The 25,182-nt window shown below is 54.6% G+C and carries 23 protein-coding genes; 7 read left to right on the top strand and 16 right to left on the bottom strand.

Translation table 11 applies throughout. The annotated features are described in order from the left end of the window. Positions 1–3: 3 nt before the first annotated feature. The 12 genes from fabZ to rpsB all read right to left on the bottom strand — a co-directional run bounded on the left by fabZ (position 4) and on the right by rpsB (position 12,557). Positions 4–459, bottom strand: a complete 456-nt coding sequence (fabZ, locus tag DW56_RS05310) for a 3-hydroxyacyl-ACP dehydratase FabZ (RefSeq protein WP_024552956.1) — start codon at positions 457–459, stop codon at positions 4–6. A gap of 114 nt (positions 460–573) precedes the next feature. Further along, on the bottom strand, positions 574–1,599 hold the full coding sequence (gene lpxD, locus DW56_RS05305; protein WP_024552955.1) for a UDP-3-O-(3-hydroxymyristoyl)glucosamine N-acyltransferase: 1,026 nt from the start codon (positions 1,597–1,599) through the stop codon (positions 574–576). A 3-nt stretch (positions 1,600–1,602) separates the two neighbouring features. Next, on the bottom strand, positions 1,603–2,097 hold the full coding sequence (skp, locus tag DW56_RS05300; protein ID WP_024552954.1) for a molecular chaperone Skp: 495 nt from the start codon (positions 2,095–2,097) through the stop codon (positions 1,603–1,605). A gap of 119 nt (positions 2,098–2,216) precedes the next feature. Continuing rightward, positions 2,217–4,634, bottom strand: a complete 2,418-nt coding sequence (bamA, locus tag DW56_RS05295) for an outer membrane protein assembly factor BamA (RefSeq protein ID WP_024552953.1) — start codon at positions 4,632–4,634, stop codon at positions 2,217–2,219. 33 nt (positions 4,635–4,667) lie between these two features. Further along, positions 4,668–6,020 carry a sigma E protease regulator RseP gene (rseP, locus tag DW56_RS05290; protein ID WP_024552952.1) on the bottom strand — a complete coding sequence of 451 codons (1,353 nt, stop codon included), beginning with the start codon at positions 6,018–6,020 and terminating at the stop codon, positions 4,668–4,670. A gap of 11 nt (positions 6,021–6,031) precedes the next feature. Continuing rightward, a complete protein-coding gene (gene cdsA, locus DW56_RS05285) occupies positions 6,032–6,889 on the bottom strand; it encodes a phosphatidate cytidylyltransferase (protein WP_035889532.1) in 858 nt (285 codons plus the stop codon). A 12-nt stretch (positions 6,890–6,901) separates the two neighbouring features. Further along, the gene (ispU, locus tag DW56_RS05280) at positions 6,902–7,660 is read right to left on the bottom strand and encodes a (2E,6E)-farnesyl-diphosphate-specific ditrans,polycis-undecaprenyl-diphosphate synthase (RefSeq protein ID WP_024552950.1); all 759 of its coding nucleotides are present in this window, start codon (positions 7,658–7,660) and stop codon (positions 6,902–6,904) included. Between the two features lie 191 nt (positions 7,661–7,851). Further along, positions 7,852–9,048 carry a 1-deoxy-D-xylulose-5-phosphate reductoisomerase gene (gene ispC, locus DW56_RS05275; RefSeq protein ID WP_024552949.1) on the bottom strand — a complete coding sequence of 399 codons (1,197 nt, stop codon included), beginning with the start codon at positions 9,046–9,048 and terminating at the stop codon, positions 7,852–7,854. Positions 9,049–9,172: 124 nt separating this feature from the next. Next, positions 9,173–9,730: a ribosome recycling factor gene (frr, locus tag DW56_RS05270; protein ID WP_024552948.1), complete on the bottom strand. Its 558-nt coding sequence runs from the start codon at positions 9,728–9,730 to the stop codon at positions 9,173–9,175. Between the two features lie 170 nt (positions 9,731–9,900). Beyond that, positions 9,901–10,626 carry a UMP kinase gene (pyrH, locus tag DW56_RS05265; protein ID WP_029697223.1) on the bottom strand — a complete coding sequence of 242 codons (726 nt, stop codon included), beginning with the start codon at positions 10,624–10,626 and terminating at the stop codon, positions 9,901–9,903. Between the two features lie 140 nt (positions 10,627–10,766). After that, positions 10,767–11,618, bottom strand: a complete 852-nt coding sequence (tsf, locus tag DW56_RS05260; RefSeq protein ID WP_024552946.1) for a translation elongation factor Ts — start codon at positions 11,616–11,618, stop codon at positions 10,767–10,769. Between the two features lie 213 nt (positions 11,619–11,831). Beyond that, positions 11,832–12,557, bottom strand: coding sequence for a 30S ribosomal protein S2 (rpsB, locus tag DW56_RS05255; protein WP_024552945.1), 726 nt, complete (start codon positions 12,555–12,557; stop codon positions 11,832–11,834). A 310-nt stretch (positions 12,558–12,867) separates the two neighbouring features. Here rpsB and map point away from each other — a divergent pair, with 310 nt between their 5' ends. The 4 genes from map to DW56_RS05235 all read left to right on the top strand — a co-directional run bounded on the left by map (position 12,868) and on the right by DW56_RS05235 (position 17,749). Next, positions 12,868–13,662, top strand: a complete 795-nt coding sequence (map, locus tag DW56_RS05250) for a type I methionyl aminopeptidase (RefSeq protein WP_024552944.1) — start codon at positions 12,868–12,870, stop codon at positions 13,660–13,662. A gap of 42 nt (positions 13,663–13,704) precedes the next feature. After that, the gene (gene glnD / locus DW56_RS05245; RefSeq protein ID WP_024552943.1) at positions 13,705–16,380 is read left to right on the top strand and encodes a bifunctional uridylyltransferase/uridylyl-removing protein GlnD; all 2,676 of its coding nucleotides are present in this window, start codon (positions 13,705–13,707) and stop codon (positions 16,378–16,380) included. Positions 16,381–16,425: 45 nt separating this feature from the next. Then, entirely contained in the window at positions 16,426–17,250 is an 825-nt protein-coding gene (gene dapD / locus DW56_RS05240; RefSeq protein WP_024552942.1) for a 2,3,4,5-tetrahydropyridine-2,6-dicarboxylate N-succinyltransferase, read from the top strand. A gap of 109 nt (positions 17,251–17,359) precedes the next feature. Beyond that, positions 17,360–17,749: a DUF3461 family protein gene (locus tag DW56_RS05235; RefSeq protein ID WP_024552941.1), complete on the top strand. Its 390-nt coding sequence runs from the start codon at positions 17,360–17,362 to the stop codon at positions 17,747–17,749. Positions 17,750–17,880: 131 nt separating this feature from the next. Here the strand turns inward: DW56_RS05235 and degP are convergent, their stop codons facing one another. Together degP and dgt are read right to left on the bottom strand one after the other, a co-directional pair. Beyond that, positions 17,881–19,311 (bottom strand): serine endoprotease DegP, encoded by a 1,431-nt coding sequence (gene degP / locus DW56_RS05230; protein ID WP_024552940.1) that lies wholly within the window; start codon positions 19,309–19,311, stop codon positions 17,881–17,883. 139 nt (positions 19,312–19,450) lie between these two features. Further along, positions 19,451–20,965, bottom strand: a complete 1,515-nt coding sequence (gene dgt, locus DW56_RS05225) for a dGTPase (protein WP_024552939.1) — start codon at positions 20,963–20,965, stop codon at positions 19,451–19,453. Positions 20,966–21,059: 94 nt separating this feature from the next. Here dgt and mtnN point away from each other — a divergent pair, with 94 nt between their 5' ends. The 3 genes from mtnN to DW56_RS05210 are packed head-to-tail and all read left to right on the top strand — an operon-like array spanning position 21,060 to position 23,199. Then, complete coding sequence (mtnN, locus tag DW56_RS05220; RefSeq protein ID WP_024552938.1) at positions 21,060–21,758, top strand: 5'-methylthioadenosine/S-adenosylhomocysteine nucleosidase; 699 nt, start codon at positions 21,060–21,062, stop codon at positions 21,756–21,758. Next, positions 21,751–22,554: a vitamin B12 ABC transporter substrate-binding protein BtuF gene (gene btuF, locus DW56_RS05215; RefSeq protein WP_024552937.1), complete on the top strand. Its 804-nt coding sequence runs from the start codon at positions 21,751–21,753 to the stop codon at positions 22,552–22,554. Before mtnN ends, btuF begins: the two co-directional genes overlap by 8 nt. Positions 22,555–22,578: 24 nt before the next feature. Beyond that, positions 22,579–23,199 carry a TRIC cation channel family protein gene (locus DW56_RS05210; protein ID WP_024552936.1) on the top strand — a complete coding sequence of 207 codons (621 nt, stop codon included), beginning with the start codon at positions 22,579–22,581 and terminating at the stop codon, positions 23,197–23,199. A gap of 56 nt (positions 23,200–23,255) precedes the next feature. Here the strand turns inward: DW56_RS05210 and erpA are convergent, their stop codons facing one another. Next, positions 23,256–23,600, bottom strand: a complete 345-nt coding sequence (erpA, locus tag DW56_RS05205; RefSeq protein ID WP_023480429.1) for an iron-sulfur cluster insertion protein ErpA — start codon at positions 23,598–23,600, stop codon at positions 23,256–23,258. Between the two features lie 81 nt (positions 23,601–23,681). Beyond that, positions 23,682–25,088, bottom strand: coding sequence for a H(+)/Cl(-) exchange transporter ClcA (gene clcA, locus DW56_RS05200; RefSeq protein WP_024552935.1), 1,407 nt, complete (start codon positions 25,086–25,088; stop codon positions 23,682–23,684). Between the last annotated feature and the right edge of the window lie 94 nt (positions 25,089–25,182).

Raw genomic sequence — 25,182 nt, 5'->3', positions numbered from 1 at the left:
GTATCAGGCCTCCCGGCTGCGCGCACACATCATGGTAGCTTCGCAAACCACTTTGCCGTCGACCATCGCCACGCCCTTAAAGCGGGTCAGGCCACGGCGGGTTTTTTCAAAGGTGACTTCCATCACCATCTGATCACCTGGCACAACAGGACGCTTAAAGCGCGCTTCATCTATACCAGCGAAATAGTAAAGTTCACCCGGCTCCAGCTTGCCTACGCTTTTAAACGCCAGAATCCCGGTGGCTTGCGCCATCGCTTCTAAAATCAAAACACCCGGAAAAATCGGCTTACCAGGGAAGTGGCCCTGGAAAAACGGCTCATTGACAGAGACATTTTTCACCGCGCGCAGAAAACGGCCTTCTTCGAAGTCCAGTACGCGATCTACCAGCAAAAACGGGTAGCGGTGCGGCAGCAGTTCTAAAATCTCTTCAATGTGCAGAGTATGAGTGTCAGTAGTCAAAATACTCTTCCTGTCTAAATATACTGAAAAGGCAATAATAACACGGCCTGCGGCGATCGTTTGATCGCTGGCAGGCCGCGAATCTGGTATGCGCAAAAGCGTAATGCAGATGATTTAGTCTTGTTGATTAACTTTACGCTCAACCGCTTTTAAGCGCTTGCTCATATCATCAATATTCATCACCAGCGCTGCGGTTTTACGCCACACTTTGTTCGGTTGCAGCGGGATACCTGAAGAATACACGCCAGGTTCAGTGATGGGACGCATAACCATGCCCATTCCTGTCACTGTGACCTTATCGCAGATTTCCATATGCCCGTTGATAACGCTGGCACCGCCAATCATGCAGTAACGGCCGATTTTCAGGCTGCCTGCCATGATGACGCCACCTGCAACCGCCGTATTGTCGCCAATCACGACGTTATGTGCAATCTGGCACTGATTATCAATGATCACGCCGTTGCCGATAATCGTGTCATCCAGCGCGCCGCGGTCAATGGTGGTACAAGCGCCGATCTCGACGCGATCGCCAATAATAACGCGGCCTAACTGCGGGATCTTCACCCAATTGCCACGATCGTTCGCGTAACCAAAACCGTCTGCGCCGATCACCGTGCTGGACTGAATCAGGCACTGTTCGCCGATTTCAATCTCATGATAAATGGTCACATTCGCCCAAAGACGCGTGCCGGCACCGATTTTGGTATTTTTTCCAACAAAGCAGCCTGCGCCGATAACGACGTTATCGCCCAACTCGACGCCTGACTCGATAACCGCATTGGCGCCAACGGCTACGTTTTCACCCAACCGTGCGCTTGCATCAATTACCGCGCTGGGCGCGATATTCTGAGCTGGCTGCGGCGTGGTATCCAGAATTTGAGCCATACGGGCGTAAGTGAGGTAGGGATTTTTTACTACCAGCGCCGCGCTTTTGGCAAAGGGAAGGTCATCCTGCGTCATAACGACGGCAGAGGCCTGGCAAGCGGCCAGGTGCTCACGGTAACGAGGATTTACCATGAAAGTAATTTGTCCGGCTTTTGCAGACTGCATGGACGCCACACCGGTGATGGCAATATCGCCATCACCGTGTAATTCCGCATCCAACTGCCGGGCTAAATCAGCCAGTCGAATTGAAGGCATTACTTATTTAACCTGTTTCAGTACATCAGCGGTGATGTCTTTAACATCGCTGCCTGCATAAGCAACGGTGTTAGCGTCCAGCACCAGATCGATGTCCTGATCGGCAGCAACGCTCTTCACTGCGCTCTGGATACGGGTAACCAGTTTGCCGCGTTCTTCATTAGAACGACGAGCACGATCCTGTTCGAACTGCTGCGCTTTGCTGGAGAAGTCCTGACGACCTGACATCACGTCTTTTTCCAGTTTGCTGCGGTCGCTGGCTTTCATTGTAGAGCCGTCGCGCTGCAGACGTTGCATTTTGGATTGCAGGTCTGTTTCCATGCGCTGCAGTTCGCTTGCGCGGCCTTTAAACTCATTTTCCAGCGTTTTGGAAACGCCAGTCTTCTGAGCAACCTGCTGAAACAGGCTTCCCATGTTAACAACAGCTACTTTATCCGCAGCTTGAGCAGAAGCCGCCATTGTCAGACCGAGACCAGCAGCAATTAACCACTTTTTCACAATAAACTCCTTACCATCCCATTTGTGCCCGAAGGCACCTCTATTTGCGTGGCTCTGGCGAGTAAAGACTCGCCAGATATCATCGCTACACTGCACATGCATTCCTTTGCTGCGAACAGTTACCAGGTCTTACCGATGTTAAACTGGAACTGCTCTGCTTTGTCTCCATCGTATTTCTTAAACGGCTGGGCATAGGAGAACACCAGCGGTCCCAATGGGGACATCCATTGTAAAGCTAAACCAGCAGACATACGGATATTGCTCGGATCGCTGTAATCCGGAACGCCCGCCGCACGCATGGCCGCCGTGTTTTCCCAGTTGGTATCCCAGACTGAACCTGCGTCAACGAACAGTGAGGTGCGTACTGAGTTAGCGTACTTCTCGCTCAGGAACGGCGTAGGAGTAATAAACTCAAGGCTTGCTACGCCCATCGCATTACCGCCGACAGCGTCATCGGAATCACATACCCGGCTGGTGTCGGTAGTATCGCAGTTATCCAGGCCCGGGCCACCGTAGTAGACCGCTTTCGGACCAATGTTGTTAGACTGGAAGCCACGCACAGTGCTGGAGCCGCCAGCATAGAAGTTTTCATAGAACGGCATTTCTTTGCCGCCTAAACCGTCACCATAGCCCCAACGGGTACGTCCCAGCACCACCCACTTATGATCTTCATCGATCGGGAAATAAGAGGCGGTATCGAGAGTCACTTTGTAGAACTCGTTATCAGAGCCCGGGATCGTGACTTTACCGTTCAGGCTAACGCGTGAGCCTTCTGTCGGGAAGAAACCGCGGTCAAGCTTGTTGTAAGTCCAGCCATAGTTCAGCGTGAAATCATCGGCCGAGAAGCCGTTGTCATCTGAAGATGTGGAGGTGTTCTGACCGATAGAATCCAGATAGCGCCACATGGACACTTGCGGCTGCATGTTGGAAAGGTCGTTATGCACGTAGCCTAAGCCCAAACGCAACGTATTGTATTCGTTGATCGGGAAGCCCAGCGTCCCGTCCAAACCATAACTTTTGTTGGTATAAGAGGAGAGGTCCGCGTCATCCGCCTGGAAGTCGTTATAGAAAATACGTCCGCCGAGGCTTACACCATCAACCGTAAAGTAAGGGTTGGTGACTGAAAGTTCAGAATAAGTCTGGTAGTCGTTTTTGGTGCCGTTAATGCCGACAGAGTAACCGGTGCCTAACCAGTTATCCTGCTGAACGCCCACCTGGAAGCTGACGCCGCTTTCCGTACCATAGCCAACGCCGAAGTTGAAGCTACCGGTATTGCGTTCTTTGACTTTGTAAACCACATCGACCTGATCCGGGCTGCCAGGAACGCGCTGGGTGTCAACGTCTACGGTTTCAAAGTAGCCAAGGCGGTTGAGACGCTCTTTACCCTGGTCAACCAGGTTGCTGCCAAGCCAGGCCCCTTCCATCTGACGCATTTCACGGCGCAGTACGGCGTCTTTAGAGGTGTCGTTGCCTTCAAAACGGATTTTACGCACATAGAAGCGGTTGCCGGAATCCACATTCACATGCAGTTTCACCGTCTTATCCGCATCGTTGATTTCCGGTTGCGTTTGTACGCGCGGATATGCGTAACCATAACGACCCAACAGCTTCTTGATGTCGTCTTCCATTTTGGTCACTTTCGTGCCGTTATAAAGTTCGCCCGGCTCCATTTTGGTCAGGCTTTCAATTTCAGCAGAGTGACCAGCAAGGTTACCGTTCACCTCAACGCCAGCAATCTTGTACTGATCGCCTTCGGTCACGTTTACGGTGATGTAGATGCCTTTTTTATCCGGCGTCAGGCTTACCTGCGTGGAGTCGATATTGAAACGTGCGTAACCGCGATCCAGATAGTAGCTGCGCAGCGTTTCGAGGTCGCCCTGTAATTTCTGCTTCTGGTATTTGCGATCGCCTACCACGTTCCACCACGGCACTTCGTCACGCAGCTGGAAATTAGAAATCAGCTCTTCTGTGCTGAAAGCATGGTTGCCGACGATGTTAATCTGTTGGATTTTGGCCGAAACCCCTTCCTGGAAAACGAGTTTCAGGTCGACGCGGTTACGCGGCAGCGGCGTCACGACAGCTTTTACGCTGGCGCTGTATTTACCTACGCTGTAGTAAAAATCTTCCAGACCTTTTTCGATATCAGCCAGCGTTGTGCGGTCAAGCGACTCCCCAACCCGAACGCCGGAAGCTTCAAGGTTTTGCTTAAGCATGTCGTCTTTCACCGACTTGTTACCGGAGAAAGTAATGCTGGCAATTGTCGGGCGTTCTTTAACCTGTACCAACAGGTTATCGCCGTCGCGCAATACTCTCACGTCCTCAAAGTTGCCGGTGGCAAAAAGAGCGCGGATCGTATTACTGATATCCTCGTCGTTAACCGTATCGCCTGGACGAACTGGCATACTGAGGAGGGCCGCACCAACGGCGACTCGCTGCAGGCCTTCGAAATGAATGTCCTTCACCACGAACCCGTCTGCACCGTATACGGTGGCGCTGCTGAACAGCAGCGACGCTATGAGCAACTTTTTCATCGCCATCGTTGTTATGCGTTCTTCCTAACCTGGCTCTCTTTATAACCGAGAGAAATCATTGAAAAGTGCAAGCCCCATTAACAACACCAGCAAAATCGAGCCAATGCGATAACTAAAGTCTTGAACCCGCTCGGAAACCGGCCCGCCTTTAAGCTTTTCTATCGCCAGGAAAAGCAGGTGTCCCCCGTCAAGCACGGGCAGCGGGAACAGGTTGATAATCCCTAAGTTCACGCTTATCAGCGCAAGGAACATCAGGTAATAAACCAACCCATACTCCGCCGACATCCCTGCCCCCTGGGCGATGGAGATAGGCCCACTGAGGTTATTCAGTTTAACGTCACCGGTTATCAATTTTCCCAGCATGGTCACGGTCAGCTTCATCAGTTGCCACGTTTTGTCCGTAGCCTCAGCGATAGCCGCGAATGGCCCATACTGGCGCACTGTTTTGTATTCATCAGGCAGTGAGGTTATCGTCGGCACGACGCCTGCGAATCCCTCAGCCTTTTCATTACCGGGTTTTGTATCCGGTATCAGCGTTAAAGACAAGGGGATCCCCTGTCTTTCTATCTCAATCGAGAGCGGCCGCGAGGGGTTATCCCGCACCAGGGTGACAAATGTCATCCACTCTGTCAGCGGCTGCCCTTCGACTTTAACGATCCTGTCCCCGGCTTGCAAACCCGCTTTACTGGCTGCCGACTGGGGCTGCACCTCTGCGAGCACCGGTTCTATTTTCGGAACGCGCGGATGTATGCCAAGCGATGATACCGGGTCTTCCTTATCTGGTTCAAACTGCCAGTTACGCAAATCAAGCGTTTTTTCTGTACGCGCATCGCTGCCGAAAGGCGCAACGCTTAGCGTTGTGCTTTCGTCGCCAATTTTGGCGACCAGCGCCAGGCGAACGGCGTCCCAATCTGGCGTTTCGATGCCATCAATAGCTTTTAGTTCCGTGCCCGGAGCGATTTGTGCCTGCGCGGCGATGGAGTTGGGCGTTATTTCGCCAATTACGGGTTTAAAACTGGGGATGCCAATAACAAAAACGAGCCAGTAGGCGAAAACGGCAAAGAGGAAATTGGCTATCGGGCCTGCCGCAATAATAGCGGCGCGCTGAGCGACAGTTTTATTATTAAAAGCCTGGTGACGTATCTCCGGCATAACCGGTTCAACGCGTTCATCAAGCATTTTGACATAGCCGCCAAGCGGGATCAGAGCGATGACATATTCCGTGCCCTGACGATCGGTACGACGCCAGAGCGCTTTACCAAAACCAATGGAGAAACGCTCGACCCGTACGCCACATTTTCGGGCTACCCAGAAATGGCCAAATTCATGCACGGTGATAAGGACGCCCAGTGCAACGATAAACGCCGCCAGATTCCAGAGTAAGCTCAACATAAAGATTTCCGTCAGAGGATCCTGAAGACTAACAGCAGCAAACATGCAAAGACAGGCACAGCCGCCGTCAGGCTATCAATGCGATCCAGAACACCGCCGTGGCCGGGAATCAAGTGGCCGCTGTCTTTAATCCCCGCTTCGCGCTTGAACATGCTTTCCGTTAAGTCGCCAAGTACCGAAGCGAGCGCGGCGACAATCGAACAAGCCAGCAGAACGCCAGGCGTAACGTTCAAATCAGCCCAAACGCCGAACAGCCAGGCGATAACAGCCGAGGTCAATAACCCGCCGATAAAACCCTGCCAGGTTTTGCCCGGAGAAACTTTTGGCGCAAGCTTATGTTTACCAAACATTTTTCCGAAAACATACGCGCCGGAGTCTGCGCCCCATACCAGGAACATGACGTAAAGCAGCCAGAGAGACCCGCTGTACTGGCTTGATTCATAATGCCAGGAACGCAGCGCTACCATTCCCCAGAAAAAAGGAACGATAGTCAAAACGCCAAAAATCAGGCGCAACAGGCGCGAACGACGCCAAAAATTGGCGGAAGCCGGGTAAAACAGCACCAATATCAATGCCGCACACCACCACACAAGCGAGGCCCATAGCGCTATTCGCACCATGGGTAATTCAACAGTGTGTTGAGAGTCCGGCAAAATGAACAACATGAGCGCGAGCAGCAAGCCGCAAAGCACCGCCAGTCCAACCCGTTGCACGTGTGAAGATAAGCCGCACAGTTGGCCCCATTCCCAGGCTGCTAACATGCAAACTACAAGAGTCGCGATAGCGAAGCCCATCGGCGGCAGCCAGAATAGCGCGGCGATAACAACAGGTATTAATACAAACGCAGAAAGCAGGCGATACTTCAGCAAAAGCTACCCCCATCAGGCATCAATGCCACCTGGTGCAGTACCGCCAAAACGACGTTCGCGATTGGCAAAGGCATTCAATGCACCTTCAAAGTCTTGTTCATCGAAATCAGGCCAGAGAACATCGGTAAAATAAAGCTCAGCATAAGCGATTTGCCACAGCAAAAAGTTACTGATTCGATGCTCTCCGCCTGTCCTAATTACTAAATCCACGGGAGCCAGTTCATGCATGCAGACCTGCTGATTAAGCAGCTCTTCATCAATTTGATCAGGGTGCAGTTGCCCTTCCTGAACCTGTTCAGCCAGGCGTCTGACTCCCTGGATAATATCCCAACGCCCGCCATAGTTGGCGGCGATATTCAGCGTTAAACCGGTGTTCTGGCTGGTTAACGCTTCGGCCTTGTGGATACGGTCCTGTAGTCGGGTATTAAAACGGCTAATATCGCCAATAACGCGCAAGCGCACATTGTGGCGATGCAAGCTTTTTACTTCGCTATCCAGCGCCCAGACAAACAGTTCCATCAGCGCGCTCACTTCCTGCGCTGGTCGATTCCAGTTTTCGCTGCTGAAAGCATAGAGCGTCAGAGCGTCAATACCATTATTCGCCGCAAAAGAAACCGCGCGGCGAACGGATTTCGCTCCCGCTTTGTGACCAAAGGCTCGGATTTTCCCTTGTCTTTTCGCCCAGCGACCATTGCCGTCCATAATAATGGCAACATGGCGCGCGCCATGCGCGGGAAAGCTCTCGCTTAAGGGTTGATTAGCAGACAACATAACGCGTATTTATTCCCTGATAAGGATTAAGCGGTGCTCAGGAATCTTGAAGCCTCGTATACACAAAAAAGCCGTGACAAACACGGCTGACCCGACCGGAATGGCACATTCACCTGCGATCAGGTGGCGCAGACTATATCACTGAAGCACAACGCTAACAAATAACGTCGCTGCCCCTGTGTAAATGATCATCAGCTTGCGAAGCGAGTCACGAGTTTGTTCGCTGCTTCACGTGCTTTTGCATCAACCTGCAACACCTGCTCCACGCTTTCCGGTTCGTGGAGATCCATCTCATCAAGAACGGCCTGGTTAAGCGCGGCGATATCAATAAAGCGTATCGAGTGCGCCAGGAAAGCCGCCACCGTGATCTCATTCGCCGCGTTCAACGCCGTCGTTGCCGCCTGCCCTTGTTCAAAGGCGTCTATAGCCAGTTTCAGGCAGGGGTAACGCTGGTAGTCTGGCTCGCAAAAACTCAATGTTCCGATAGTGCGAAAATCAAGCGGATTTACGCCGGAGCGGACTCGCGAAGGCCATGCCATCGTATGCGCGATGGGGGTGCGCATATCCGGTTCGCCTAATTGCGCCAGTACGCTGCCATCGGTGTAACGCACCATCGAGTGGATCACCGACTGCGGATGGATAAGCACCTCCATCTGGTCGGCGCGAGCGTTGAACAGCCAACGGGCTTCAATATATTCCAGACCTTTATTCATCATGGTGGCGGAATCAACGGAGATTTTACGCCCCATTGACCAGTTCGGATGACGGCAGGCTTGATCGGGTGTCATACCCGCAAGCTCAGTCAATGCCGTTTCCCGAAACGGGCCACCAGACCCTGTGAGGATAATTGACGAAACGCCATTATCTTCTAACTTAGCGTACCCCAGGTTATGTTGAATTGTTCCCGGTAAACTCTGAAAAATCGCGTTATGCTCGCTATCAACAGGCAACAGTTGAGCGCCGTTTTGCTTAACCGCGTCCATAAAAAGACGGCCGCAGGTCACAAGCGACTCTTTATTAGCCAGTAAAACCGTCTTCCCCGCGCCGATAGCTGCAAGCGTCGGCAGTAACCCCGCCGCGCCTACAATGGCCGCCATGACTTGATCTACCTCATCAAGCGAGGCCATTTCACAGGCGGCCTGACGCCCCGACAGCACCTCGGTGCGGCTCCCCTGCTCGCGAAGCGCGTGTCGTACCGCACTGGCGCTTGCCTCATCTTCCATCACAGCGTAGCGAGGATGAAATTCCAGACAATCCTCAATCATGCGCGCCACGTTTTTGCCGGCGACCAGCGCGGTTACGGTAAAGGAGTCTGGATTATGACGAACAACATCAAGGGTACTGCCACCAATGGAGCCGGTAGAGCCGAGAATGGTCAAATGCTTCATGAGACGCTCAACAGGGGAAGGAGAAAATCCGCGTCATCGGACGCGCAGCCCAATGCAAAACGCCGCCAGCCAAAACCACAGATCGCGGCTTTGCTGTACGGCGTTATTTACCATCAGCGAGAAATCAGAACTGCATCAGTTCAGTTTCTTTATCGGCCAGAGCCGCATCCACTTTTTTGATAGCAGCATCAGTCAGTTTCTGAACGTCTTCCTGGGAACGACGATCGTCATCTTCACTGATTTCTTTGTCTTTCAGCAGCGCTTTAACTTTATCGTTAGCATCGCGGCGTACGTTACGTACGGCAACGCGAGCCTGTTCAGCCTCGCCACGGACAACTTTGATAAGGTCTTTACGACGCTCTTCCGTCAGCGGCGGCAGCGGAACGCGGATATCGCTGCCCGCAGAGCTTGGGTTCAGACCCAGATCGGAAGCCATAATCGCTTTTTCAACAGCCGGACCCATTGAACGATCGAAGACGTTGATTTTCAGCGTACGGGTATCTTCTACCGTTACGTTAGCAAGCTGGCGCAGCGGCGTCGGGGTGCCGTAATATTCTACGACGATCCCGTCCAGCAGGCTCGGAGAGGCGCGGCCAGTACGAATTTTGCTGATCTGAGTTTTGAAAGCCTCAACGCATTTTTCCATACGCACTTCGGCATCTTTTCTGATATCGCTAATCACGTTACGAATCCTTGAAAACTGGTTTTAGGCAGGCCATCTACGTTCGCGTCACGGCGTAATACGCGGTGAGGATAAGTATAGACCCGTTTAATTCATGGCAACCTGGCGTTACCCATCATCGAAACCGACTTTTAGAGCGGAATCTTACCCGTATTTCGGGCTCACGGAAATTAATCCGTGATCAAAGTGCCTTCTTTTTCGCCCATCACTACGCGACGCAGCGCGCCCGGCTTGTTCATGTTGAACACGCGGATCGGCAAGCTGTGGTCACGCGCCAGGGTAAAGGCGGCAAGATCCATGACTTTCAGCTCTTTTTCGAGCACTTCCTGATACGTCAGCTGCTCATAGAGCGTAGCGGCCGGATCTTTCATCGGATCGGCGGAATAAACGCCGTCGACTTTCGTCGCTTTCAACACGACGTCGGCTTCAATTTCAATGCCGCGCAGGCAAGCTGCGGAGTCGGTGGTGAAGAACGGGTTGCCCGTGCCGGCAGAGAGGATCACTACGCGGTTATTGCGCAGCAGACTGATAGCCTCTGCCCAGCTGTAGTTGTCGCACACGCCGTTAAGCGGAATGGCGGACATCAGTCGAGCGTTCACATAGGCGCGGTGAAGCGCGTCGCGCATCGCCAGACCGTTCATCACGGTGGCAAGCATGCCCATGTGGTCGCCCACAACGCGATTCATACCCGCTTTCGCAAGGCCTGCGCCGCGGAACAAATTGCCGCCGCCGATGACCACCCCGACCTGGATACCCAGTTCAACCAGTTCTTTAATTTCCTGCGCCATGCGATCCAGTATGCTCGCATCAATACCGAAGCCTTCTGCACCTTGCAGCGCTTCGCCACTCAGCTTGAGCAGAATGCGTTTATAAACGGGTTTTGCATTGGTAGCCATGTTTCTTTCCTGGAACTGTCAACGAATGGGATGATTACTGGCGACATCTTGCGTCGCGTTAGCGCCTTTGCTGTATAAGAGCAGGCTGAATTTGTAAGGCAGATAAAAAGGAGCCGCCCTCAGGCGGCTCGCTTACAGCATTAAGACTGTTTAGACATGGCAGCAACTTCTGCTGCGAAGTCAGTCTCAACTTTCTCGATGCCTTCACCTACTTCGAAGCGGATGAAGTTGATAACGTCAGCGTTGTGCTCTTTCAGCAGCTGGCCAACGGTTTTGCTCGGATCAACAACGAAAGGCTGACCGGTCAGAGAAACTTCGCCGGTGAATTTCTTCATGCGGCCTTCAACCATTTTCTCTGCGATTTCTTTCGGCTTGCCAGACTGCATGGCGATGTCCAGCTGAACCTGGTACTCTTTCTCAACCACTTCAGCAGATACGTCTTCCGGCTTAACGAATTCCGGCTTGCTTGCAGCAACGTGCATAGCCAGCTGCTTGATCAGCTCTTCGTCAGCGCCTTTAGCGGAGATCAGAACGCCGATGCGCGCGCCGTGCAGGTAGCTGCCAAGCTCCGCGCCTTCAAGGGCGGCAACGCGGCGAATGTTGATGTTCTCACCAATTTTCGCAACCAGCGCCACGCGCTCTTCTTCGAACTGCGCTTTCAGCACTTCAACGTCAGTGATTTTGCCAGCAACAGCGGCATTCAGCACTTTGTCAGCAAACGCCTGGAAACCGCCGTCTTTAGCAACGAAGTCGGTCTGGCAGTTAACTTCCAGAATCACACCGTAGTCGCCTTCGATTTTGGTTTTGATCACGCCGTCAGCAGCTACGTTGCCTGCTTTTTTCGCAGCTTTAATCGCACCAGACTTACGCATGTTCTCGATTGCCAGCTCGATGTCGCCATTGGCTTCAGTCAGCGCTTTTTTGCAATCCATCATGCCAGCGCCAGTACGTTCGCGCAGCTCTTTTACCAGGGAAGCGGTAATTTCAGCCATTCTATAATCCTCGGTTATCTCATTTGGGGAGATATACCCTACCGGCTTCAGGTTACAGTCTGTGCCGTACCATAAATGCAGGCGGGTATAGGCCTGGCGTGCCTGAACGGTGTCTGACAAGCCAGACTCAAACAAAAAAGGGGCCTGAAGACAGGCCCCCTAACCAAACTTGTTACTACCTGGTTAATAAGGGCTCAGTACGAGCGAACCTTATTATTCAGCTTCTACGAAGCTTTCTTCCGCCTGAGAAGCCAGGTCCTGAGAACGGCCTTCGCGTACGGTTGCAGCAACAGCGTTCAGGTACAGGCTAACAGCACGGATTGCGTCGTCGTTACCCGGGATAACGAAGTCAACGCCGTCCGGATCGGAGTTGGTATCAACGATAGCAAATACCGGGATGCCCAGGTTGTTTGCTTCTTTGATAGCGATGTGTTCGTGATCGGCGTCGATAACAAACAGTGCGTCCGGCAGGCCGCCCATGTCTTTGATACCGCCCAGGCTGTTTTCCAGCTTGTCCAGTTCACGAGTACGCATCAGCGCTTCTTTCTTGGTCAGCTTGTCGAAAGTGCCGTCCTGAGACTGAGTTTCCAGGTCTTTCAGACGCTTGATGGACTGACGAACGGTTTTCCAGTTGGTCAGCATGCCGCCCAGCCAGCGATGGTTCACGAAGAACTGATCGCAGCTCAGAGCCGCTTCTTTTACCGCTTCGCTAGCAGCGCGTTTGGTACCGACGAACAGGATCTTGCCTTTACGGGAAGAAATTTTGCTCAGCTCAGCCAGGGCTTCGTTGAACATCGGTACGGTTTTCTCAAGGTTGATGATGTGAACTTTGTTACGCGCACCGAAGATGAACGGCTTCATTTTCGGGTTCCAGTAACGGGTCTGGTGACCAAAGTGAACACCAGCCTTGAGCATATCGCGCATGGAAACAGTTGCCATGTTTAAAACCTCTATATAAAAGTATGGGGTTATGCCTCCACGTATCCCATATTGCCGACCCCGAAGGGCACCCCGGAATATGTGCCGATACGTGTGTGTTGTTACACAAAGTGAGAGTAATAACTTCTGCGCCTGTTTTTGGTACAGAAGTCCGGCGCGCTTTATATCACAAAACCGGCCTCAACTCCAATAGTTGTTCATATCCCCTGCGCTTCATTAATCTCAATTTGGCACCCCTGGCCGCGCCCTGATAACATTGTTTTCACTTTCACTCTTATTTGTCGGGAATCCGGCAACAGCGGACCTGAATATGGCTATTTCAATTAAGACCCCAGAAGAAATCGAAAAAATGCGCGTCGCCGGTAAGCTTGCCGCCGAGGTGCTGGAGATGATCGAAGCGCACGTCAAGCCCGGCGTCAGCACCGGCGAGCTGGACCGTATCTGCCACGACTACATCACTCAACATCAGCACGCTATCTCAGCAAGCCTTAACTACCACGGCTTCCCGAAATCTGTTTGCATCTCCGTCAACGAAGTGGTTTGCCACGGCATTCCGGACGATGACAAAATTTTAAAAGACGGCGATATCGTCAACATCGATGTGACTGTTATTAAAGATGAATATCATGGCGACACGTCGAAAATGTTTATCGTCGGCAAGCCGACTATTCTTGGCGAGCGTCTGTGCCGCATCACGCAGGAAAGTCTCTATGTCGCGTTGCGCATGGTAAAACCGGGCATTCGCCTGCGCAGCCTTGGCGCCGCCATCCAAAAATTTGTTGAGGCGGAAGGGTTTTCCGTCGTGCGCGAATATTGCGGCCACGGCATTGGCCGCGGCTTCCACGAAGAGCCGCAGGTGCTGCACTATGATGCAGATGATGGCGGCGTGGTGCTGCAAGCGGGCATGACCTTTACCGTAGAGCCGATGGTGAACGCCGGCGATTACCGTATCCGCACCATGAAAGACGGCTGGACGGTGAAAACCAAAGACCGCAGCTTGTCTGCTCAGTACGAGCATACTATTGTGGTGACGGAAAACGGCTGCGAAATTTTGACGTTGCGTAAGGACGACACGATCCCCAACATCATTTCGCATAACGATTAATAAGAAGCCGGCGCTAGCCGGCTTTTTTATGGGCGGCGCATGATGAGTAATAGTTTACCCGAGCAGTATGCGAACACGGCTCTTGCCTCTTTGACGGATGTGCCACCCTCCCCTGCCGCATGGCCGCAAGAAGCCTTACACTGCGCGGCGATAAAACAGCGCCTTGACGACTTCCAGCGCTGGCTGGGCATCGCGTTTGACAGCGGCGTCAGCGCTGAAGATCTCGTTGAAGCGCGCACGGAATTTATCGACCAGCTTTTGCAGCGCCTCTGGCTGCAATACGGCTTTGGCGACGTGGAAGAAGCGGCGCTGGTCGCCGTCGGCGGCTACGGACGCGGCGAGCTGCATCCGCTCTCGGATATCGATCTCCTGGTGCTTAGCCGCAAGCGGTTGACCGAGGCGCAGGCGCAAAAAGTGGGCGAGCTGTTAACCCTGCTCTGGGATGTGAAGCTTGAAGTGGGCCACAGCGTGCGCACGCTTGAAGAGTGCCTGCTTGAAGGGCTTTCCGATTTAACCGTCGCCACTAACCTCATTGAATCCCGGCTGCTGATTGGCGACGTCGCGCTGTTTCTGGAACTGCAAAAGCACATTTTCAGCGACGGCTTTTGGCCTTCTGAAAAGTTTTTCCCGGCAAAAGTGCAAGAGCAGCACGAGCGCCACCAGCGCTACCATGGCACCAGTTACAATCTTGAACCGGACATTAAAAGCAGCCCTGGCGGCCTGCGCGATATCCATACCTTGCAATGGGTCGCCCGCCGCCACTTCGGCGCCACGTCGCTGCGTGAGATGGTGGGGTTTGGCTTTCTGACGGAAGCGGAGCGCAACGAGCTTGATGAATGCCAGCACTTGTTGTGGCGCATCCGCTTCGCCCTGCATCTGGAGCTGAACCGCTATGACAACCGTCTGCTGTTCGATCGCCAGCTTAGCGTCGCCCAGCGCCTGAACTATCAGGGCGAAGGCAACGAGCCGGTCGAGCAGATGATGAAAGATTTTTATCGCGTCACCCGCCGGGTAAGCGAGCTGAATCAGATGCTGCTGCAACTCTTCGACGAAGCGATACTGGCGCTCTCCACCGATGAAAAACCCCGTCCGCTGGACGATGATTTCCAGCTGCGCGGCACGCTTATCGACCTGCGCGACGAAACGCTTTTCATCCGCGAGCCGCAGGCGATACTACGAATGTTCTACGCTATGGTGCGCAACCGGGACATCACCGGCATCTATTCCACCACCCTGCGGCATTTGCGCCACGCCCGCCGTCACCTCAAACAGCCATTGTGCTTTATCCCGGAGGCGCGCTCGCTGTTCTTAACCATGCTGCGCCATCCAGGCGCAGTCAGCCGCGGGCTGGTGCCGATGCACCGTCACAGCGTGCTATGGGCCTATATGCCGCAGTGGTCGCATATCGTCGGCCAGATGCAGTTCGACCTTTTCCACGCCTATACCGTTGACGAGCACACCATCCGCGTGTTGCAAAAGCTGGAAAGCTTTGCGCATGAAGAGACGCGTGCGAAACACCCGCTGTGCGTCGATTTGTGGCCGCGTCTGTCGCACCCCGAGCTTATTCTGATTGCCGCCTTGTTCCATGACATCGCCAAAGGGCGCGGCGGAGACCATTCCATCCTCGGCGCGCAGGACGTACTGAAATTCGCTGAGCTGCACGGTCTGAACTCCCGGGAAACGCAGCTGGTCGCCTGGCTCGTGCGCCAGCACCTGCTGATGTCGGTCACCGCCCAAAGGCGTGATATCCAGGATCCGGAAGTGATCAAGCAGTTCGCCGAAGAGGTGCAGACGGAAAACCGCCTGCGCTTCCTGGTCTGCCTGACGGTGGCGGACATTTGCGCCACCAACGAAACGCTCTGGAACAGCTGGAAGCAGAGCCTGCTGCGCGAGCTTTACTTCGCGACCGAAAAACAGCTGCGCCGCGGTATGCAGAACACACCGGATATGCGCGAACGGGTGCGCCACCATCAGGTACAGGCGCTGGCGCTGCTGCGCATGGAAAATATCAACGAAGAGGCGCTGCATCATATCTGGGCGCGCTGCCGGGCCAACTACTTTGTTCGCCATAGCCCAAACCAGCTCGCCTGGCATGCCCGCCATCTGCTGAAACACGACCTAAGCCAGCCGCTGATTTTATTAAGCCCGCAGGCCACGCGCGGCGGCACGGAAATTTTTATCTGGAGCCCGGACCGCCCTTATCTTTTCGCCGCCGTCTGCGCCGAACTGGATCGGCGTAACTTAAGCGTTCACGACGCGCAAATCTTCACGACCCGGGACGGCATGGCGATGGATACCTTCATCGTGCTGGAGCCGGACGGCAGCCCGCTTTCCGCCGACCGGCACGAAGCGATTCGCCATGGGCTTGAGCAGGCGATTACTCAGCGGACGTGGCAGCCGCCGCAGCCGCGCCGACAGCCAGCCAAACTGCGTCATTTTACCGTGGAAACGGAAGTCAATTTCCTGCCGACGCATACCGAAAGGCGGTCGTTTCTTGAGCTTATCGCCCTCGACCAGCCAGGGCTTCTGGCCCGCGTCGGCCAGGTGTTCGCCGACCTTGGGATTTCGCTGCATGGCGCCAGAATCACCACAATCGGGGAGCGAGTAGAAGATTTATTTATAATCGCGACAGCGGACCGGCGCGCCCTTAATAATGTGCTGCAACAAGAGGTACAACAACGGTTGACAGCGGCCCTCAATCCAAACGATAAAGGGTAAACCCATTTTTACATCGTTAAGTGAACCATCAGGAAAGAGCAAATAATGCATCAGCTACAAAATGTTATTGAAACCGCCTTTGAACGTCGCGCAGAGATCACCCCGGCTAACGTAGATACCGTTACCCGTGAAGCGGTGAACCAGGTTATCGCCCTGCTGGATCGCGGCGAACTGCGCGTGGCAGAGAAAATCGACGGCCAGTGGGTCACCCACCAGTGGCTGAAGAAAGCGGTTCTGCTCTCCTTCCGCATTAACGACAATCAGGTCATCGAAGGCGCGGAAAGCCGCTATTTCGATAAAGTGCCGATGAAATTCGCCAACTATGACGAAGCGCGTTTCCAGAAAGAAGGTTTCCGCGTCGTGCCGCCAGCGGCCGTCCGTCAGGGGGCGTTTATCGCGCGCAACACCGTGCTGATGCCTTCTTACGTGAACATCGGCGCGTTCGTTGATGAAGGCACCATGGTCGATACCTGGGCAACCGTCGGCTCCTGCGCGCAGATTGGCAAAAACGTCCACCTCTCCGGCGGCGTGGGCATCGGCGGCGTGCTGGAGCCGTTGCAGGCTAACCCGACCATCATCGAAGATAACTGCTTCATCGGCGCGCGTTCTGAAATCGTGGAAGGCGTAATCGTCGAAGAAGGCGCGGTTATCTCTATGGGTGTCTACATCGGCCAGAGCACCAAAATTTACGACCGCGAAACGGGCGAAGTCCACTACGGCCGCGTTCCGGCAGGCTCGGTAGTGGTTTCCGGCAACCTGCCGTCGAAAGATGGCTCTTACAGCCTTTACTGCGCCGTTATCGTGAAAAAAGTGGATGCGAAAACCCGCGGTAAGGTTGGCATCAACGAATTGCTGCGCACTATCGACTGACAGCGGTAAAAAAGGCGGGCATAGCCCGCCTTTTTGCTCTCTGATGGTGGCGGAAAAGGATATTTTCGTGAATTATCTATAGGTTAATGATTCCCCAGGGGGCCCGCTTATGTACGATAATCTGAAGAGTCTTGGCATAACCAATCCTGATGAAATCGACCGTTACAGTCTTCGCCAGGAAGCGAACAACGACATTCTGAAAATCTATTTTCAGAAAGACAAAGGCGAGTTCTTCGCCAAAAGCGTGAAGTTTAAATATCCGCGCCAGCGCAAAACGGTGGTGGCCGACGGCGTAGGGCAAGGCTTTAAAGAAGTGCAGGAGATAAGCCCTAACCTGCGTTACGTGATTGATGAGCTAGACCAGATCTGCCAGCGCGACCGCACTGAAGTGGATCTCAAACGTAAAATCCTCGACGATCTGCGCCATTTAGAAAGCGTGGTCGCCAACAAGATCAGCGAAATCGAATCCGATCTCGAAAAGCTCACCCGCAATAAATAATTCCCCGGGGCTGGCGCGCCAGCCCGTTTTATTTCCTGCTCCGAAGCCGCATCACGCTCCCCTTCTTTGCCTGTACAAACCGGAAGCCATAAAAAAGGCCGCCCGGGGCGGCCTTGTTAGCACAACGCGTTTTACTGCATCAGTAAGTAAATAGAGCTGTCGCCGCGCTGAATGTTCAGCGCCAGCACCGACGGTTTGCTGTCGAGGATTTTGCGCAGTTCGGCGATGTTATTTACCGGCTGCTGGTTCGCCCCAACAATAATGTCGCCTTTCTTAAGCCCGATGCGAGCGGCCTGTGAGTTAGCCTTCACGTTATTGACGATAACGCCCTGGTCTTTGCCGGTACGGTTGCTCATCTCCGCCCCTTCAATGCCGTTAAAGACAGTGGAGGACTCGACCTGCGTCTGGCTGCTCTGTTGCAGCTCCAGATTCACGTTCACCTCTTTGCCTTCACGCAGCAGGCCAAGCGTCAGCTTGCTGCCCACCGGCATCGTGCCGACCTGCGCACGCAGCGCCGCAAAGCTGTTAATCGGTTTGCCGTTCAGCGAGGTGATCACGTCGCCTGCCTTAATACCTGCTTTAGCAGCGGAAGAGTTCGGCATAACCTGGCTGACGAACGCGCCGCGCTGGGCATCGACTTTCATCGCCTTAGCCAGTTCGGAGTTAAGTTCGGTGCCAAGAATACCCAGTTCGCCGCGTTTCACCTGACCGTATTGCACCATCTGCGCGGTGAGGTTTTTTACCATGTTGCTTGGAATAGCAAAGCCGATACCGATATTGCCGCCGTCCGGCGCCAGGATAGCGGTGTTGATGCCGATAAGCTCGCCGTTCAGGTTAACCAGCGCGCCGCCGGAGTTGCCGCGGTTAATAGCCGCGTCGGTCTGGATGAAGTTCTCGTAGTTTTCGGCATTCAGGCCGCTGCGGCCCAGCGCCGAGACGATACCGGAAGTCACCGTTTCCCCCAGACCGAACGGGTTACCGATAGCGACGGTATAGTCGCCTACGCGCAGTTGATCGGAATCGGCGATTTTAATTGCCGTCAGATTTTTCGGATCCTGAATCTGGATAAGCGCGATATCCGAGCGCGGATCTTTGCCGACCATTTTCGCGTCGAGCTTACGCCCGTCGCTCAGTTGCACTTTAATCGAGGTGGCGTTATCCACTACGTGGTTGTTTGTCACCACATAGCCTTTCGCGGCATCAATAATCACGCCGGAACCCAGCGCCATAAATTTCTGCTGCTGGCCGCCGTCGCCGTCTTCAACGCCGCCCTGGCAGAACGGCGAGCTCTGGAAAGGTGAACCTTCCTGGCAGAACGGCGAATTATCACCAAAGAATTGCTGGAAATTGCGCGGCAGGCGCGGCGTATTCACCGTGGTGCTGCCTTCAACGTTAATGCTCACCACTGATGGCATCACTTTCTCCAGCATCGGCGCCAGGCTCGGCATTTGTTGCGAGGTGGCGGATGAAGATGCCGTCTCGGCGGCGAAAGCAGACACCGGCCCCAGCGCCAAACCCAGACTCAGAGCCAGCGCACTCATTGCTAACGTGGTTTTTTTCATCTTTTCAATCTCAGCTAAAAGTTACGTCAATTACTTGCTGTGTACGTGACAGTAAGAGTGAGTTTATAGCGCGAAGTTCCAACGTTAAGTTTCTGAAAAAGTAAAAATTTATTGAGCGTCTTTACAAAAGTCGCACTATTTATTCTACCGCCATCAGGCGCCGGTATTCATCCCATGCATATAAATCGGTCATGCCGCTGATATAATCCTGGATCAAACGACAGCGGTAATAATATTCCCATAGCGGATAATCGGCCGCCTCAGCATGTAGGTTATTCACTGCTTCAATATAAGCCAGCCGGTGCCGCCCGGAAAGTTTGTGAAATAACCGCGTTTCGATAGGCAAGCGCCTGACCCCTTCGGTTTCCACCAGCTCGCGAAAATCCGTCAGCGGCAGCTTTAACAGCGGCTGATAAATATCCAGCAAACCGCTAATGACCCGGTAGCCCTGTAATTCCAGCTGCTCGACATCCGGGTGATTAAACACCCGCCGCACCGCCACCCGCTTGTATAACTCAAGCAGGCGGCTCGAAGGGCTTTCATCTTCCAGCAAAGCCTGATTAAAAGAACCATCAAAAACAGCGGGTAAATTTTCAATAAACCGCTGCGCGGCATAGGGCACCAGTTTATTTAGCGTATTAACGCGCAAATACATAAAAAACTGATCTTCCGTTATTCGCTGCAACGGATTGGTTTTCGCTTTTTCATAAGCGTTTTCCACAACCTGGGCGAAAAGATCTTCCGGCTGATGTTCGCCCCAGGATTCATACAGATGCTGATAAAGCCGTTCAACGGTAAATATGCGTTTTTCTACCGCATCTTCAAGGTCGGCCACGCAATAAGAGATATCATCCGCCGCTTCCATTATCCAGGTTAACGGGAAACGGCTATATTCGCCAAGCGACAGCTCTTTACGTAAGCGGGAAATATATCCCTCTTCCGCCAGGTAAAAACCTGGCTTTTTCATCAAATAGCTATGGCTTTCCGGCACCGGGCCGACGTGCCACGCCGGGCGCGTATATTTCAGAATGCAGCCCACCTGCGCCCAGGTCAGGTTCATGCGCAGCAAAGTATGTACAAGGCGGATCCCCTGCGCGTTGCCCTCAAAATGGCACAAATCCTGGCGTATTTTGCGGCGCAGCGCATTAAGGTCATCTTCGCCTTCCTGCAACTTCAGCACCGCAACCGCGCAGCGGTCATGGCTCAGCGGCTGGCTGGCGGCATCAATGGGAAAAAGACGCTGGCTGAACCAGTCGTTTATCGCCGCTTCGCCAAAATGGCCGAACGGCGGATTGCCGATGTCGTGCATCAGGCAGGCCATTTCTACAATGCTTTCAAACGGCCCGGTCAGCTCCGCCAGGCCATACTGCTCGAGCTTGCCCTGCTCTTTCAGGCGGCTTAATACCTCTTTAGCGATATAACGCCCTACCTGCTGCACCTCCAGCGAATGGGTCAACCGCGTGCGCACTGCGGCGTTGCGCTCAAGCGGAAAGACCTGCGTTTTTTGCTGCAACCGGCGAATGGCGGGAGAGTTAATGACGCGCCCCCGATCGCTTTCGAAAATACGCAAGATTTCATGCTCGCTTTTTACGCCCTGCGGCGAGCGATACCGACGGCGCCAGTTTATTTTATTGCGAAAATCGATCTCAGCCATAGCCTCCCCCGGGCCGCGCGCTTACGCGAATTAAATCCTTGTTGCTTGCCATGATAGACTATCCCTGTAAATCCATCATTTAGCGAGTATCTCTATGAAAGCAGGCATTATTGGTGCAATGGAAGAAGAAGTTACGCTGCTGCGTGACAAAATTGAAAACCGCCAGACGCTGAAACTGGCGGGCTGCGAGATTTATACCGGCACGCTTAACGGCGTGGAAGTCGCTCTGCTGAAGTCCGGCATTGGTAAAGTCTCCGCCGCCATGGGCGCAACGCTGCTTCATGAACACTGCAAGCCTGATCTCATCATCAACACCGGCTCGGCGGGCGGCCTTGCGCCAACCCTTAAGGTGGGCGATATCGTGGTTTCCGATGAAGTGCGCTATCACGACGCCGACGTCACCGCCTTCGGCTACGAATATGGCCAGATGGCGGGCTGCCCGGCGGCTTTCAAAGCGGATGAAAAACTGATTGCCGCAGCGCAGGCCTGCATCGGCGAGCTTAACCTGCACGCCGTGCGCGGCCTGGTGGTCAGCGGCGACGCCTTTATTAACGGCGCCGACGCGCTGGCGCGTATTCGCCAGAACTTCCCGCAGGCCATTGCGGTAGAGATGGAGGCCACCGCTATCGGCCACGTCTGCCATAACTTTGGCGTGCCGTTCGTGGTAGTGCGCGCCATTTCCGACGTGGCGGACCAGCAGTCGCATCTGAGCTTTGAGGAGTTCCTCGCGGTGGCGGCGAAGCAATCCAGCCTGATGGTGGAAACGCTGCTCGTTTCGTTAAGCCGTGGCTAAGCGGTTGCCTTACAGGGCGCTCGCCGCCCTGCTTCTTTCGCTCCCGGCGTGGCTGATGGCCGCGCCGCGCGTGATTTCCCTCTCCCCTTCCAATACCGAACTCGCTTTCGCGGCGGGCATTACGCCCATCGCGGCCAGCGCTTACTCAGACTACCCCGCCGCGGCGAAAAAACTTGAGCAGGTGGCGAACTGGCAGGGCATGAACCTTGAGCGCATTGTGGCGCTCAAGCCCGACCTGGTGCTGGCCTGGCGCGGCGGCAATGCCGAACGACAGGTTAACCAGCTTAAATCGCTCGGCATTCAGGTTATGTGGATAGATCCGGCGACAGTGGAGCAAGTCGCTGAGGCGCTTCGCAGGCTTGCGCCCTTCAGTCCAACGCCGGAAAAGGCCAGGGCGGCGGCTGACGCGCTAATGCAGGACTTCGTTACGCTGAAAAGGCAGTATGCCGGGAAAGCGAAAAAACGCGTCTTTCTGCAATTTGGCGGACAGCCGCTTTTCACCACCAATAAAAGCTCCATTCAAAACCAGCTGGTGGAGGTGTGCGGCGGTGAAAATATTTTCGCCGACAGCCCTGCGCCCTGGCCGCAGGTGAGCCGCGAACAGGTGCTGATGCGCCAGCCGCAGCTCATCATCACCACTGGCGATGAACAGCAAATTCCGCAAATAACGCAGTTCTGGCACGAGCAGCTAAAAGTTCCGGTTATCACCGTGAAAGACGACTGGTTTGAGCGCGCCGGGCCGCGTATTATCCTCGCCGCGAAACAGATCTGCCAGGCGCTGGCAGCCACGAATTAACGAGTCGAGGGACGAGGTAAGGACATGCTGGTTTATTGGCTGGATATCATAGGCACAGCCGTATTCGCCATCTCTGGCGTTTTACTGGCCGGCAAGCTGCGGATGGATCCGTTCGGCGTACTGGTATTAGGCGTAGTGACGGCGGTAGGCGGCGGCACCATCCGCGACATGGCGCTCGATCACGGCCCGGTCTTCTGGGTTAAAGATCCCACCGACCTGGTAGTGGCGATGGTCACCTGTCTGCTGACCATTATCCTGGTGCGCCAGCCGCGCCGCCTGCCGAAGTGGATCCTGCCGGTGCTGGATGCCGTAGGCCTGGCAGTGTTCGTCGGCATCGGCGTTAATAAGGCGTTCCTCGCCGGCACCGGGCCGCTGGTGGCTATCTGCATGGGGGTGGTGACTGGCGTCGGCGGCGGCATTATCCGCGACGTGCTGGCTCGCGAAATTCCCATGATCCTGCGAACTGAAATTTACGCGACCGCCTGCATCGCTGGCGGCATTGTTCATGCCACTGCCTTTTATACATTTAACGTGCCGCTGGAACAGGCCAGTATGATCGGCATGGCGGTCACGCTCGCCATTCGCCTCGCCGCTATTCGCTGGCACCTTAAGCTGCCCACCTTCGCGCTGGACGATCATGCATAAACAAAAAAGCCGTGTCTCACAACACGGCTTTTCTTTTACCTGACTACCTGACGGGATTAGATGCTGAAGGAAGAACCGCAGCCGCAGGTGCTGGTGGCGTTCGGGTTGGTCACCACGAAACGGGAACCTTCCAGCCCTTCGGTGTAATCCACCGAGCCGCCCACCAGATATTGCAGGCTCATCGGGTCGACAACCAGCCCGACGCCCTGTTTTTCGATGGTCATATCGCCGTCGTTGATCTGATCATCAAAGGTAAAACCGTACTGGAAGCCGCTGCAACCGCCACCGGTGATGTAGACGCGCAGTTTCAGGTTCGGATTCTCTTCATCCGCGATCAGGCTTTTTACTTTATTGGCTGCTGCATCGGTAAATTGCAGAGGCAGCGCTACGTCATCACTCATTTTATGCTCCCAACGAAGACCGCAATCGGGCAAAGAATAACCCGATCTTTAAGGCCATTATCTATTACCCTGGTAAATCGTTCAAGTATTCTGCCCGGCCTGCGCCTGCTGTTCCGCCTGCTGTTTTGCCAGGGTACGGGCGAGGATAGAGGAATAAAGCGGTTTGCCGCCAAGGAATTGCGCCAGCAGCGTAGCGCCAAGACAGGTGATGATCATTGGCAGAATGAGCTGGTAATTATCGGTCATCTCCAGCACCAGCACGATGCCGGTCAGCGGCGCCCGTACGGAGGCGGCGAACAGCGCGCCCATGCCGGCAATGGCGAAGGTGCCGACATCAAGATGATAGGCCGGAAACCAGGCGGCGCAAGCCATGCCGAACGCGGTGCCAAGCAGCGTGCCGAGCGCCAGCATCGGCGCGAAAATGCCGCCCGGCGCGCCCGAGGCGAAGCATAAAAGCGTGGTGATGACCCTGGCGATAAAAATAAACAGCAGCATGCCGACGCTAAAGTTGCCCGCCGCCGCGATGGGGATAAGATTAAAGCCGCCGCCCGCCGCCGCAGGCTCAATCAGCGCCAGCACGCCGCACAGCCCGCCCAGCGCGCCGCCTACCAGCACCCACTTCGTGATATTGCCGCCGTGAATACGCTGGAACATATCCTGGGCGCGAAACACCAGATGGTTAAACAGCGGCCCCACCGCGCCGAAAACGATGCCGAGCATCAGATAGAGCCAGAGGGTGTTCACCGGCGCGTTGCTGAGTTTTCCCACTTCGATTACCGCGTTTTCGCCGTTGAAAATGCGAAAGACGATGCTCGACATAATCACGCCGGTAAAAACCGCTTTAATAGAGATAAGGTTGTAGCGAAACTGCGGGCGCATCTCCTCAATGATGAACAGGATGCCCGCCAGCGGCGCGTTAAACGCTGCCGACAGCCCCGAAGCCGCCCCGGTCGCCAGCAGCGTATGGCGCGCTTCCGCGCCGCGCATGCGAAAAATATCCAACACCATGCGACCGACATTGCCGCCAATCTGCACCGTCGGCCCTTCGCGCCCCAGCACCATGCCTGCGCCGAGGGTGCCCATGCCGCCGATAAACTTCACCGGCAATACCCGCCACCAGCGCACCGGGCGCAACTCTTCCAGCGCCCCTTCTATTTCCGGGATGCCGGAGCCGCCCGCTTCCGGCGCGAAGCGGCGCACCAGCCAGTAGCCCACCATCGCCAGCAGCGCGGAGACAATAAACGCCAGCGGCCAGACCAACCAGGCGCGATCGGCCACCTGCGCCAGCATGCCGATGCGGTTTTGCTGCACCCAGGTCACGGCGCGCTCAAACGCAACCCCGGCCAGTCCCGCCAGCGTGCCGACGACTGCCGCCATTAACAAAATGGCCAGAGGGGTTTTGTCGCGGCGGATCAGGTGGCGAATCATCATCAGGCGGCGTAAGCGGAGCCGCTGTTGTGCTCTGAAAGTGGAAGTTTGTGGTTTCATGCCATCATCATTTGTGGGTAAAACAGAATGCGCACGCTATTTTACCTGCCGCTCGCCGCTGCGTCGCATGAATAATCCCTTAAGATTGTGGTGG

It is taken from the genome of Franconibacter helveticus LMG 23732, from assembly GCF_000463115.2.
Classification (GTDB): domain Bacteria; phylum Pseudomonadota; class Gammaproteobacteria; order Enterobacterales; family Enterobacteriaceae; genus Franconibacter; species Franconibacter helveticus.
The sequence above is the reverse complement of the archived record's forward strand: the minus strand, read 5'-3'. Positions and strand labels throughout refer to the sequence as shown.

What these genes read in the sequence shown, in the direction of transcription:
- lpxD (WP_024552955.1), bottom strand. Translation starts at nt 1,599, where the DNA reads ATGCCTTCAATTCGACTGGCTGATTTAGCCCGGCAGTTGGATGCGGAA.
- bamA (WP_024552953.1), bottom strand. Translation starts at nt 4,634, where the DNA reads ATGGCGATGAAAAAGTTGCTCATAGCGTCGCTGCTGTTCAGCAGCGCC.
- rseP (WP_024552952.1), bottom strand. Translation starts at nt 6,020, where the DNA reads ATGTTGAGCTTACTCTGGAATCTGGCGGCGTTTATCGTTGCACTGGGC.
- ispU (WP_024552950.1), bottom strand. Translation starts at nt 7,660, where the DNA reads ATGTTGTCTGCTAATCAACCCTTAAGCGAGAGCTTTCCCGCGCATGGC.
- ispC (WP_024552949.1), bottom strand. Translation starts at nt 9,048, where the DNA reads ATGAAGCATTTGACCATTCTCGGCTCTACCGGCTCCATTGGTGGCAGT.
- pyrH (WP_029697223.1), bottom strand. Translation starts at nt 10,626, where the DNA reads ATGGCTACCAATGCAAAACCCGTTTATAAACGCATTCTGCTCAAGCTG.
- tsf (WP_024552946.1), bottom strand. Translation starts at nt 11,618, where the DNA reads ATGGCTGAAATTACCGCTTCCCTGGTAAAAGAGCTGCGCGAACGTACT.
- rpsB (WP_024552945.1), bottom strand. Translation starts at nt 12,557, where the DNA reads ATGGCAACTGTTTCCATGCGCGATATGCTCAAGGCTGGTGTTCACTTT.
- map (WP_024552944.1), top strand. Translation starts at nt 12,868, where the DNA reads ATGGCTATTTCAATTAAGACCCCAGAAGAAATCGAAAAAATGCGCGTC.
- glnD (WP_024552943.1), top strand. Translation starts at nt 13,705, where the DNA reads ATGAGTAATAGTTTACCCGAGCAGTATGCGAACACGGCTCTTGCCTCT.
- dapD (WP_024552942.1), top strand. Translation starts at nt 16,426, where the DNA reads ATGCATCAGCTACAAAATGTTATTGAAACCGCCTTTGAACGTCGCGCA.
- DW56_RS05235 (WP_024552941.1), top strand. Translation starts at nt 17,360, where the DNA reads ATGTACGATAATCTGAAGAGTCTTGGCATAACCAATCCTGATGAAATC.
- degP (WP_024552940.1), bottom strand. Translation starts at nt 19,311, where the DNA reads ATGAAAAAAACCACGTTAGCAATGAGTGCGCTGGCTCTGAGTCTGGGT.
- dgt (WP_024552939.1), bottom strand. Translation starts at nt 20,965, where the DNA reads ATGGCTGAGATCGATTTTCGCAATAAAATAAACTGGCGCCGTCGGTAT.
- mtnN (WP_024552938.1), top strand. Translation starts at nt 21,060, where the DNA reads ATGAAAGCAGGCATTATTGGTGCAATGGAAGAAGAAGTTACGCTGCTG.
- DW56_RS05210 (WP_024552936.1), top strand. Translation starts at nt 22,579, where the DNA reads ATGCTGGTTTATTGGCTGGATATCATAGGCACAGCCGTATTCGCCATC.
- erpA (WP_023480429.1), bottom strand. Translation starts at nt 23,600, where the DNA reads ATGAGTGATGACGTAGCGCTGCCTCTGCAATTTACCGATGCAGCAGCC.
- clcA (WP_024552935.1), bottom strand. Translation starts at nt 25,088, where the DNA reads ATGAAACCACAAACTTCCACTTTCAGAGCACAACAGCGGCTCCGCTTA.